Origin of the sequence: Paenibacillus sp. FSL R7-277, from assembly GCF_000517965.1 — a bacterium.
Classification (GTDB): Bacteria; Bacillota; Bacilli; order Paenibacillales; family Paenibacillaceae; genus Paenibacillus_AQ; species Paenibacillus_AQ silagei.
Map to the genome: position 1 here is coordinate 165493 of NZ_ASPX01000115.1, position 12412 is coordinate 177904.

General features: G+C 52.2%; 9 protein-coding genes. 5 read left to right on the forward strand and 4 right to left on the reverse strand.

Features of this window, described 5'->3' with window-relative positions; translation table 11 throughout:
• Positions 1 to 85: 85 nt before the first annotated feature.
• Positions 86 to 1678: a response regulator transcription factor gene (locus C173_RS28670; protein WP_036731662.1), complete on the reverse strand. Its 1593-nt coding sequence runs from the start codon at positions 1676 to 1678 to the stop codon at positions 86 to 88.
• Entirely contained in the window at positions 1671 to 3461 is a 1791-nt protein-coding gene (locus C173_RS28675; RefSeq protein ID WP_081751385.1) for a sensor histidine kinase, read from the reverse strand. The genes C173_RS28670 and C173_RS28675 overlap by 8 nt, the downstream gene beginning before the upstream one ends.
• A gap of 643 nt (positions 3462 to 4104) precedes the next feature.
• Between C173_RS28675 and C173_RS35215 the strand changes: the two genes are divergently transcribed.
• The 5 genes from C173_RS35215 (at position 4105) to C173_RS28695 (ending at position 9551) form a co-directional block, all read left to right on the forward strand.
• On the forward strand, positions 4105 to 6177 hold the full coding sequence (locus C173_RS35215; protein ID WP_051478571.1) for a hypothetical protein: 2073 nt from the start codon (positions 4105 to 4107) through the stop codon (positions 6175 to 6177).
• Positions 6178 to 6183: 6 nt separating this feature from the next.
• Positions 6184 to 6657: a hypothetical protein gene (locus tag C173_RS28685; protein ID WP_036731664.1), complete on the forward strand. Its 474-nt coding sequence runs from the start codon at positions 6184 to 6186 to the stop codon at positions 6655 to 6657.
• Between the two features lie 131 nt (positions 6658 to 6788).
• On the forward strand, positions 6789 to 6956 hold the full coding sequence (locus tag C173_RS34385) for a hypothetical protein (RefSeq protein WP_155991676.1): 168 nt from the start codon (positions 6789 to 6791) through the stop codon (positions 6954 to 6956).
• Positions 6957 to 7079: 123 nt separating this feature from the next.
• Positions 7080 to 8381: a GntP family permease gene (locus C173_RS28690; protein ID WP_036731666.1), complete on the forward strand. Its 1302-nt coding sequence runs from the start codon at positions 7080 to 7082 to the stop codon at positions 8379 to 8381.
• A 27-nt stretch (positions 8382 to 8408) separates the two neighbouring features.
• Positions 8409 to 9551 (forward strand): glycerate kinase, encoded by a 1143-nt coding sequence (locus tag C173_RS28695; protein ID WP_036731667.1) that lies wholly within the window; start codon positions 8409 to 8411, stop codon positions 9549 to 9551.
• A 529-nt stretch (positions 9552 to 10080) separates the two neighbouring features.
• On the opposite strand, the gene C173_RS28700 is transcribed toward C173_RS28695, so the two are convergent.
• Complete coding sequence (locus tag C173_RS28700) at positions 10081 to 11109, reverse strand: CdaR family transcriptional regulator (RefSeq protein WP_036731669.1); 1029 nt, start codon at positions 11107 to 11109, stop codon at positions 10081 to 10083.
• 301 nt (positions 11110 to 11410) lie between these two features.
• Positions 11411 to 12325 carry a dihydrodipicolinate synthase family protein gene (locus C173_RS28705; protein WP_036731670.1) on the reverse strand — a complete coding sequence of 305 codons (915 nt, stop codon included), beginning with the start codon at positions 12323 to 12325 and terminating at the stop codon, positions 11411 to 11413.
• Positions 12326 to 12412: the final 87 nt, after the last annotated feature.

Genomic DNA, 12412 nt, shown 5'->3' on the forward strand with positions numbered 1-12412 from the left:
ATGTCCCTCCTTCGATATAGCTTTATCATAATCTGCCGCCAGGACGGGAAACACCCGAAGATTTGAGTGTAAAAACAGGGGGAAATCAGTCTTTTTCGTAAGCGCTTTCTGAAAAAGCATTCTCCGGCTCCTTTCTCCGGTAAGCGGAAGGGGAGATGCCTGCGATTTTTTTGAATTTCTCGCGGAAATAATCGACATCGCTGAAGCCGACACTGCTGGCCGCCTGATGGATTTTGCAGCCTTGATCCAGCAGCTCCTTGGCCTTCTCAATGCGGATCGTATCGAGATAAGTGTTGAAGGAGCAGCCCATGGTGTTCTTGAACAGCTTACCCAGATAGGCACTGCTATAGGTGAACACATCGGCCAGCGTCTCCAGCTTCAGATTCTCGTCATAGTGCCGGTGGATCAGATCGACCATCCGTTTCATCAGGACATCCATATCGTCGCGTATAATCCCGCCAGCGTATTCCTCCAGCAGACCTGAGATATAACGCTGGAGCTGGGGGAGGGAGGTATGCCTGTAGATCTGCTGAATCTGCTCCTCTATCAGGCTCTGCGCAGCGCTAAGCTCCTTATAATGAACGGAGAGTTTGCCGGACATAGTAGTAACGGCCCGGACATAGTAGGATTTCACCGCCATCTCGGATAAGCCCGCAGCAGCCATAAGGTCCCCTGCTTCCTGGATCAGGTCAGAGATTACGCTGAGATTGCCGGTATCCATGGCGAAATAGAGCCGTTCCATCACAGGGGCGAGCCTGCTCTCCGTATCCTGGGGGTTCGCAGGCAGCCCCTGCTTCAGCTTGAGCGAATCCGGGCCGATCACCCCCGGCTCATCATAGAAGAAGTGATCCTTCATCCGCGCCAGCGCCGACTGATGGGAGAGCTGCAGCTCCGCCAGACTGTCCACCATATCCCCGGCGGTGATGATGCACTCCAATCCTTCAGCGGCAGCGGCCTCACGGATCTGCCGGGCCATCCGTTTGCTTACCAGCTCCTTCTGATAAGAGGGCTGAAGCAGCACCCCGAGATAAGAATCAAGCGCGAATACGATGCCCCGGCTATTATCCTCGAAGCTTGACGTCAGCCGGGACTTGACGCTGCTGGAAGGTCCGTTGTCCGCATGATCCTGGAGCAGCAGCCGGATCAGCACGATCTGGTAGGAATCCCAGAGCAGCCCTGCTTCCAGCGCCGACTCCATCAGCGCCGGGGCGGGATGCAGACCGCTCTCCATCAGCAGGGACTGAACCAGCATCTCCCGGCTCCAGACCTTAACAGCCTCATGATTCTTGCGGTGCGTCAGCCGCGCATTCAGTACGGTGGACAGGCCGGTAAGATACAGCTGCAATTCCTCTTCATCGACTGGCTTAAGCAGATAGTTATCGATATTGTAAGACAGTGCACGCTTGGCATAGCTGAAGTCGGCATAGCCGCTCAGGATGAGAATATGCAGCTCCTCATCATCCTCCCGCAGCTCGCCGATCAGCTCCAGCCCGTCCTTCCCGGGCATACGGATATCGACAATCATCAGGTCCGGGGAATACAGCTTAGCCTTATGCCTGGCTTCAACCGCGTTGGCAGCTGTATCCACTACCCGGTAGCCCAGACTCTCCCAATCCAACAGAGTAACAAGCCCTTCGCGGATAGACAATTCATCATCAACAATTAACACACTATACATAGGAATCACTCCTTATAGGGATGGCGAAGCTGATCTGTGTGCCGTATCCGCTCTGGCTGGACAGAACCAGGCCGCATTCCGGGCCGTAGGTCAACTTCAGACGCAGATGGATGTTACGCATTCCGATACTGTGGGTCTCATAGTCATCGTTATTGTCCAGCATCTGCCGCAGCTCTGCGAGCCGGGCCGGCGGGATTCCGGTTCCGTTATCGGAGACCTGAACCTTAAGCAGGGCATCCTCCACCCGGATATCCACCCGGACCATTCCGCCGTCCATCCGGTCCTCCAGGCCGTGTATGACACAATTCTCCACCAGCGGCTGAATAATAAGCGGCGGAATTTTTAAGGTATTCGCTGCCGGATCTACATACAGCTCGTAGGCGAGCCGGTCATTGTAGCGGAATTTCTGGATGACCAGGTAACAGTTTACGGTCTCCAGCTCACTTTGCAAGGTAATTCTGCCCCCGCCGACCTCCAGATTCTTGCGCATCATCTTACCCAGCAGCCGGACGACCTGTGCAATATCGGTCTGGCCGCGGGTGTGGGCCTTCATCCGGATCGACTCCAGGGCATTGAACAGGAAATGGGGGTTGATCTGGCTGGCCATCATTTTGAATTTGATCTCATTCTGCTTCAGCAGGATAGCATTCTTCTGCTGGTTGGATTCCTGCACCTCGCTCATCAGCTCGTTGACATTGCGGACCATGTGGTTGAACTGCCGGGCCAGCTGGCCGATCTCATCTTTGCCGTCGATCACGAGCCGGGCTTCCAGATTGCCGGAGGCAACCTTGGAGATATGCTTGCTGAGATGCAGCATGCGTCCGGTGAGCAGGCGGGAGAAGTAGTAGATTAGGATGATTGCAAGGAATAGGGAGGAGATAATGACGGAAGAAGCCAGGGAAATAATCCGGTTAGGCTCACTTACAATACTCTCTACGGAGAAAATAGAGATGATCCGCAGGCTGTTCAGGCTGCCCACAGGATGCCAATCGTCGATCAGCATTTTGAAGGACTGCCCGTCGATCGTGATATCCGCAGGCCCGTGCCCGGCAAGGGTGGACAGCGGCTTCAGGTTGATTTCGTGCAGCGACTTGCCGAGGGTACCTGCCCGGTTGGAGGCGACAATATGATCGTTCTCATCGACGATAAAGGTCTCGAAGGTCTCCTGCTTCAGGATGCTGCTGAGCTGATCCGAATTGACATTCACGACCAGTACACCGGTTGTGCGCTGCTTGAGGAAGTCCACCTTGCGGATCAGGCTGAGATAATACTGGCCGTTGCGGCTGTCGGGGATATAACTCCAGAACGCGAGTCCCTTCTGGGCGAGGGCGAGCTGGTACCAGGGCTCCCGGGTAACCGCGGCATCAGCCTGGAGGAATTCCCAGTTGTTAAGCACCGTCGGGTTGTCGATATACAGCCGGATGCTGGAGATTTCTTTGTACAGGCGGACGAAATCCCGGAAGTCGGGATAATCCCAATAGGCCTGCACCACATCATAGACTGATTCGTACCGGTGATTCGCAGCCTCCTCCAGCCGGCTGTCATTGGACAGGCGGTAGACGATATCCACCGGAACGTTCAGCATCTCACTGGTCCGTTTTTTCACACGGTCGACATTCGCCGTAATCTGCTTCAGCGCATTGTTCATCGCCATATTCCGCAGCTCACTGGTCAGGAACACCCCCACAATGAGCACCGGAATCAGGACGACGCTGCCGAAAGAGAGAAAGAGCTTGGTCCTGAGCTTCAGGTTGTTCATGAAGGTGATGATACGGGTATACACGAATGAGATCGCCTCCGTAAGCACAATTATAATAACGCTTACAATAGAGTATAGCGCGAAACCGTCAGCCAATATATGTCATGAAAATATTTTTTTGATAAACTTTATGGAAAAGAATTCCGATAATAAAGGGATCTGCACATCAATATTGGATAATTATTGAATACTTAGATGGAATACTGGAACTCCATTCTGAAGAAGTACGCGGGACCATCTATTGTGTTCGGTTTATCGCATACATTTGGCCTATGCACCTGCGCACCGGCACAATGTGTGCTGTATTTGGCATACATTCGGCCCGAGCGCCTGTGTGCAAGCAAATGTATGCTGTTTTCCACATACATACGGGCCACACACCTGCGCACCGGCACAATGTATGCTGTTTTTGGCATACATTGTTCGAGTCCCTTTGTGGAAGCAAATTGTGTTTGGTTTATCGCATACATTTGGCTCTATGACTTCTTCTAGGATGGTAACGTAATCATAAATACAACCTTGGATCAATACCAGAAAAAGTATCTTTCAAGCGAGTTAATGAATCATCTTAGAACTCCGTATATTTGCAAGAAGTTGTAAATCTATGGTTTTGTGAATTTGTGTACATAACTTACAGGTAAGTATGGTGTACGACGGGAGGGTGGCTATGGCATCAACAAAGCTAGTATTTAACGAAGATGAAGTCCGGCGCCTGCAAACCAAGATAGGTCAGGTGAGTCAGGACACCAATCGGTTATATCTTCAATTGAAGGGCCAGTCCAGCGGCTGGGGCGGGATTCCGATGGGCGACCATATGATCAAGGTCCAGGTCCTGATCAATGAATTAACCGTAGAAGCGGAGAAATTAGAGGATATTATACGGGTCGCCCTAAGAGGCGTATCGGAGCTGCAGGAAGAGAATAAGCGGCAGGCGGACAAGCTGACAGGCCAATTTAATCTGTTGCTCGCAGCCTTCGGCAGCTTCGGGCTGCAATCAGCCACAGGACGGTTCTCCATCCCCGAATTCGTGCAGCGAAGTGCGACGAATCTCATCACTTCCATTGCCGCTCTTTCGGGAAAAGATGAGCTGAGCAGGGACCCCGTGGTGCAGCAGCTCAGGAATGTTATTCAAACCTCCGGCCTCTTGACCGTAGAAAGTATCGCTGCACAAAGTAAGCTGAACGATATCTTCGCGGCGCGGAATCAGATCGCCAAGGCACAGATGGCCTTCAAAGTGTATCAGGCGTTCGGCAATCAGGCCCAGATGGAGGCTGTTCATGCGAAGGCCGAAGAGGCCCGGCAGAAGCTGGCTCCTCTAGGCGTAGCCAAGATCTACTATGAATCCGGCAAAGATCTAAGCGCCCACTACAGACAACCAGCGGTTACCGCCTGTGAGTATGATCCGTCGATTACGGCGGACAAGGTCCCCTTACTACATAACGAAGAATATCTGCTGCTCCTGCGGCTGGCGATGGAGAAAACCGCCGCCGGAGCGTATGCTCGTAGTCAGCTTGCAACGAAGCGGCAGGAGGTCGAGATTGCTGCGGTTCTTAAGCAGGTTCAAGAGCAGATCGAAGCGGAGCGGCGGTTGAACGGGCCACCGCTCACGCTGCCGGATGGCGCGCCAATTACCGCATACAACAAGGAAAATGAGACCACCTGGGACTTTTATCAGGCGAAAGTCTATGTACCGAATGAATATCTCACCCCCATGTACACCAGTTATCTGGGGTGGCTGGATAAGACGTACGGCCTCACGAAATGGGAGAGCAAGGTCCGTCAGTCGGGAGATGTAGTGCTGGCTTTTACCGAAGGCTTGGTGAAAGAGGTCGTCATGGGTGTAGCGGATACGGCAACCTTTGCTTTTAAACTAGTTGTAGACCCGGTCAAAACCACCACAGAAATGAAGCAACAAGCGCAATATCTCATCGAGCATCCGGAAGTGCTGGTGGAGGCGGCGAAGATGGCGTATCATCAGTTTGACGAAGGTACACCCGAAGAGAAGGCGAAAATGCTGGGCTCGGTCGCGTCGATGCTGGTCCCCGGATTCCAGGTCACGAAGGCCGGCAAAGTGGGGAATGTTCTGGGCGAGGTAGAAGACGCCGTCAGCCAAGCGGCGAAGGATGCCCTACAAGGGATTAAGCAAAAGCTCCCGGATCTGGGACGGGCAGTGCAAACGCCGGAAGGGTTTGTTTTCAAGATAGGAGAGATCCCCGATACTCCTGCCTTGCCGAAGACGCCGGTGCAGCAGCGGTATATGGATGGTTTGGAGGGTGGGGCGGGGAAGGTTAAACTGACTGAGCCTTCTTTGCCGGCAGGCGGAAAACCTAAAGGGAATTATACTAAAGGTGATTCACATGGTCTTAAGAAAGAGCACGAAACTGCAGATAACTTTGCAGAACAGGGATATGATATTGAAATTCTAGATGAAGTGAATGGTGGAAATGGATATGGAGTTAAAGAATCATCAAATCCAGATTATTTAATTGAAGGTGAAGTGTTTGATTGTTACGCACCAACAATGGATACAAATGTGGACAATATTTTAAGAAATATTAGAACAAAGACAAAATCACAGGCAGAGAGAATTGTACTTAATCTAGATGGGTTCACTTCAGAAAAAATAAATGAGATCACTGGGAAAATTATAAGGAAAGCTAATCCAAACGGAGATCTGAAAAACTTGCAAGAGTTATTAATTATTGTTGACGGGAAAATCACGCGGATATATGGGGGATAGATATGCATGAACTTTGAATTGTTTTTAGAATCTGATTTGAATGTTGAATCATTGTCAGAAGTTATTAGAGAAATAATATGTACAGATTTAAACGAAGAGGTGTCAGTTCAGAATGATGAAGAAGAAATAGTTATTGGAACTGAATACTTTGCTTTAGCTCTTGAACTAGTGGATATTTCTGATATTAATTTTGTAAGAAATCATTATCAAATAGATGTGAATATTTGCATTAGAGTTCAATTATTTGGAAACACGCTTGATCAAGGATTAGAAATTTTGCTTAAGTTTATAGGGAAGATATTAAAACAGTATGTTGGGAACCTCTTGTTTCTAGAAGATGGTTCAGATCAACTTATTAGAAAACAGAATGGTCAGTTAATTATCAATAGCGATTTGAATCAATACCAGGTAAAGTATTTAACCCCGAGCCTGCTTAATTTACTTGATCATTCTTATGTCAAAGAAAAATTGACGAAATAGGTATATCAAGTCAACTACGGTCCTTTAGCCATAGTTGGCTTTTTTTGTCCCTCCCTATACGCAATACACCTAAAATCCTGCAACCCTGACTGAACTTTAAAGCCTTATGATGAGGGAAGTAATGAAATATAATGATGATATTAGGACAGTTGGAGGAGAAGAGGGCAGGAGATGGCCAGCACCAGGAGCTCGGCAGGGAAGTTGAAAGTGGGTTTGCTGACTTCTATCAGGATGCGGTCGATGACATCATTAAAGAGAACCGTTCGTATTTCTTTGCAGAGCACCTATTCCAAAATTGAGATATACCCCCTATTCCGTTGGTCACTTGCACAATGCATTTCGTCCGTTCATCAATATTCTTTTCCTCCCCCCAGACCTTATAATGAGAGCGTGTTCAACAAGTTGTTAGGGGGATATTTGAAATGGAAGGATTAATCATTGGTTGGTATGGAGCGCTTGCAGGACTGGCAATTGCCATTATTCTGATCCTTAGAAAATTGAATCCGGTCTACGCTCTGTTCCTGGGTGCCATTGTAGGGGCGCTGATCGGCGGAGCCAATCTCGAACAGACCGTGAGTGTTCTTGTAAGCGGTACTCAAAGTGTTATGGGCACGGTGCTGCGGGTACTGGCCGCCGGTGTGCTCGCTGGTGTGATGATGGAGTCGGGTGCGGCTGAAGCCATAGCCCAGGCTATCGTCCGAAAGTTCGGCGGAAGCAAGGCCATTCTGGCTCTCGCGCTGGCCACGATGGTCATTACGGCAATGGGCGTATTCATCCCAGTAGCGGTGCTGATTGTGGCTCCGATTGCTTTATCCGTAGGCAACAAAATGGAGATCTCGAAGCTGGCGCTGCTGCTGGCCTTGTCGGGCGGAGGGAAGGCAGGTAATATTATCTCACCGAATCCGAATACGATTGCTGCTGCGCGCGGCTTTGATCTTGATCTCAGCAATGTTATGCTCGCAGGCGTAATCCCGGCAATCTGTGGATTAATTGTAACCGTTATCTTAGCAACCCTGCTGAAGAAAAAAGGCGTCATGGTTACCACGGCAGAAGCTGCGAACGGTGCGGACAACGCGAATACGGCCGCTTACCCGCCGCTTAGCAGAGCTATTGTGGCTCCGCTCGTGGCCATCGTCCTGCTCATGATTAACCCGATCGGCTCCATCTCCGGGATCGAAGCGTTGACCAAGCTTAAGGTGGATGCGCTATACATTCTGCCGCTGGCGGGGATTATCGGGATGCTGGCGATGGGGCAAGGCAACAAGGTGCTACAATATACATCCTCCGGCCTTAGCAAAATGACTGCAACCGTCCTGATCCTGATCGGAGCAGGCGGCATCGCCGGTCTGATCTCCGCTTCCGATCTGTCCGCCCAGGTGGTGCATCTGATTGAGCTGTCCGGGATTTCCGGGACGTTCCTGGCACCGATCTCCGGGATACTGATGGCTGCGGCTACCGCCTCAACATCCACGGGTGTTATTGTCGCTACCGGCTCCTTCGGACAGGCCATTCTGAATATGGGCACGGCTCCGCTGGCTGCAGCTGTAATGGTTCATACCGGAGCTACGGTGATCGACTCGCTGCCGCAGGGCACTTACTTCCATGTCACAGCGGACAGTATGAAAATGTCGATCAAGCAGCGCATGGGACTCATCCCGTATGAGGCCATAGTTGGCGGTACAATGACGATTGTGGCTACGCTGGTTTACGGATTTTTACTCTAAGATCAATATTATAGATGAGGTGTGGAAATGAGAGAGAGAACCTTTGTGCTGGCGCCGGATTCCTTCAAGGAGAGCATGACCGCGAAAGAAGTATGTACAGCGATGGAGGCCGGACTCCGCAAAATATACCCTGAAGCAACCTACATCCATGTTCCGATGGCTGATGGCGGGGAGGGAACCGTGCAGTCCCTTGTCGACGCTTCCGGCGGAGAGATTCATTATTTAGAAGTTGCAGGCCCGCTGGGACAGACGGTGACGGCACAATTCGGCATTCTCGGCGACGGCCTGACGGCGGCAATCGAGATGGCTTCGGCCAGCGGCATTCAGCTAGTGGACAAGGCGGAGCGGAATCCGCTAATCACCACCACCTATGGGACGGGCGAGCTGATTCTGGAATGTCTGAACCGTGGTATCCGCAAAATCATCATCGGCATCGGCGGCAGCGCCACCAATGACGGGGGTGCCGGAATGGCGGAGGCGCTCGGCGCCCGATTCCTGGATGAAGCGGGAGAGTTACTTCCGCGCGGCGGCGGCAGCCTGGGACGGCTGGCGAGTGTAGATGTTAGCGGGCTAGATGCGAGACTGCAGCAGGTTCAGCTCATTGTTGCCTGTGATGTGACCAATCCGCTCTGCGGGGAGCAGGGGGCTTCAGCCGTATTCGGTCCGCAAAAAGGCGCCACGCCCGATATGGTGCAGCAGCTTGACGCCAATCTGGCCCATTATGCGGCGGTGGTGAAGCAGCAGCTTCACAAGGATGTCCGCGACCTTCCCGGAGCCGGTGCAGCGGGGGGGCTGGGTGCGGGTCTGATGATCTTTACGCAGGCCACGCTGCAGAAGGGAATCGAGATCGTGATTGAATACACAGGGCTTCAGCAGAAGCTGGAGCAGGCGGACTTCGTCTTCACCGGAGAAGGCGGGATTGACTTCCAGACCAAATTCGGCAAAACGCCGTACGGCGTAGCCCGCACCGCCAAAGCCAGCGGCAAAAAAGTCATCGCCCTGGCCGGTTATATCGGCGAGGGAATCGAAACGCTCTACGCCGAAGGGATCGACGCCGTCTTCGGCATCGTTCCCGGCGCTTCGAGCCTGGAGAAGCTGCTGGCTGACGGCCCCGCCAATGTCGAGCGGACCTGCGAGAATATCGCCAGGCTGCTGAAGCTGGCCGAATAGAATGTGAGAACAGTGGCCCCGGGAATAAAATTTCCCCGGGGCCACTGTTTTGTGGTTGAGCGGCTGAAGGCTGCCTAATAGCTGCATCGGCCATATGGATGAAAGAAGTGGAAAAAGGGCATTTAATTCTCGCTAATCCGTACATTGGGGTATTTTAGATGGAAAAAGTACATTTGTTCACCCGGAAACCTGCGTTCGGTGGGGGGCTGGGCTGAACTAAATGCCTTTTTTCCAATTAAACTCCCCAGCTTGTCATTCAGCCGGAAATTAGATGTACTTAATCCACCTATGATCGTGCTGAAATTTAGCTTATAGAAGAAGCACTTAAGAAATTAACAAAAAGCAAAAAGAAGCGGAGGGGAAATTTGGAACTGGAGGAGCGTTAGCGACCGCCTTTGTGTTTGGATTTCTACCGCGAGGAGCGGTTAAAATCAGGAAATCCAAACACAAGAGCGGCCGGAAGTCCAAATGTTCACCGCAGCGACGACCAGGCTTTGAGTTCTAATCGCAAGTGCTTCTTTTATAGTATCTACTTATACAACGCCAGCAGCTCATGCGTAAGCTCGAAGAGCTGCAGCAGGTTCCTCGGGTCCTTGCCGATGATGCTCTCGATCCGCTTCAGGCGGTATTGCAGTGTATTGCGGTGGATGTTCAGCTGCTCAGCCGTCTGCGAGACGCTGCAATTGTGATTGATGAAGCTGCGGAGCGTCTCCAGCAGATCGGCGGTATCCTCCAGCTTGATCACCGTGCCGGGCTTGTCTGACAGCTTCGCCTGACTGAGCTTCACCAGGAATTCCGCATCCTCGTAGCGGATCGATTGCGCAGCAGGGCGGAGCGCCAGAAGAACGCCGAGAGCAGCTTTGGCTTGGCGGTAGCCCTCCGCGATGCTGGTCTCCAGCCGGCTTGAGGCCAGCAGGAGCTGCGGCTGATTATGCATCAGCTCCCCGATCAGTCGGCTGCAGTCCGGCCGGTTCTGGACTAGGATTACCCATGTATCCCCGTCGAGCTGGAAGGACGGGTGAAGGAACAGAAGCTTCGCCTCATCCAGCTCCGGCTGCACATGCTTGAGATACAGCACGGTGGTCTTCAGCAGAAGATCGATCTGATAGGCTGCGGCTTCTTTTCGCAGTTTCTGGGAGTACGCTCCCTGATGGTCAAGAAGCATCTCCAGCAGAGCCTTCTTGCGACTGGCTTCGCTGGCCAGATGCTCCAGCGTATTTCTTTGTTCAATGAGCAGCGATACCGTGGTTCTCACGATATTGCAGAAGGGCCGGACCTCTTCCGGGCTGCCGGAGATTCCGATTACACCTACGCGGGTGTTGCCGATGACAATCGGTTCGTTGGTGCCCTTTTTCTCATATCGCCCGTCCTCCATGACTTCGACCCTCTGCCCGGTGGACAGCGCCTCGACAGCCCCCTGATGAACGGTGCCGACCCTTGCCTTATGTCCGCTGCCGATGATGATCCCCTCATGATTCATGATGTTGATGTTATAAGGGATGTCCATCATCATCTTGTCTACAATCTCCTGCGCCTGCTTCTCCGATAGCTGAAACAACCGGAACGCCCTCCTCGTCTTGAGCGGGTAACCGCCAATATTGCCTCTACTTCACTCATTGTGCATCTGAACAAAATTATAGACCAACCTTCACCGCGAAGAAAGGAGGAACCTCACTAAGAGCCTTGCAAGAAGCCTCACTAGGCACCTTACAAGGAACCGTGCACAAGAAGCAGCCGCACTAGGAAAAGCACAAAGCACCGCCCAGCACCAAAAAAAGCCAGCCCCAATACGGGCTGACCTTAATAGAAGGGGTGATTGTGAAAAATAAGAATGGATGAGTAGGTGCTATAAATTTCGCTTACCCTTGGGCAATACCCGCCCGGCTGAAAATCAGCTTGAGCTTCTCTTCATGCTCCGCACTCCATATACCAGGCGAAGCCAGACTGAAGGTGGATACCGGTACGCCGGACAAGCGGACGGCTTCCTTGATCGAAGCGATGAACGGGTCATCGATGGCATACAGCGCCGGAATCTCAATCAGCCGCTGCTGGAAGGACAGCACTCCGGCTAAGTCCCCCTGCTTGAAGCTGTCATACACGCCGAGCATCAACTGCGGAGCGAAGTTCGCACTGGCAGCAATCGCCCCGTCTCCTCCGGCAGCCAGCGTGGGCAGCAAATATTCGTCGAAGCCGCAAAAGACGGAGAAGTCCGGACTAACCGCCTTAACCTGCATGATCATCTGGCGGATATGGCTAAGCTGATCCACGGTATCTTTGATGCCGAGTACATTCGGATAATGTGCGGCCAGACGGGCCACGAAGGCCGGAGTCAGATCCTGGCCGGTCATGGCCGGGAAGTTGTACAGCATGAGCGGTACATCGACCGCTTCCAGCACAGCGGCATAATGCGCGAACAGGGCGTCCCCGTTCAGCTTGTAGTAATACGGATTCATAATGACGATGCCGGTAGCCCCATGCTCAGCGGCATGGCGGGAGAGCCGGAGGGTCTCAGGGGCCGTGTTGCTGCCGGTGCCGATCCAGGCCGGAAGACGGCCATTCGTATATTCCAGGCATAGCTCTGCGATCTCTTCACGCTGCTCTGCGGTGAACAGGGTGAATTCTCCGGCCGTTCCAAGGAAGAACAGACCGTGAACCCCTTTGGCGATCAAGCTGTCGATGAGCAGCTTCATTCCGTCACGGTCGAATTTCCCGGCGGAATCCAGAATGGTCGGGACGGGAGGAATGACACCTGCATTCGGGTGGCTAAGTTTCATTTTATTTTTGCCTCCTGGTTTGGTATTATAAACATATGATTATTATAGTGAACTTGGAAGGCTTAATCAATGGATTTATGAGAGGGG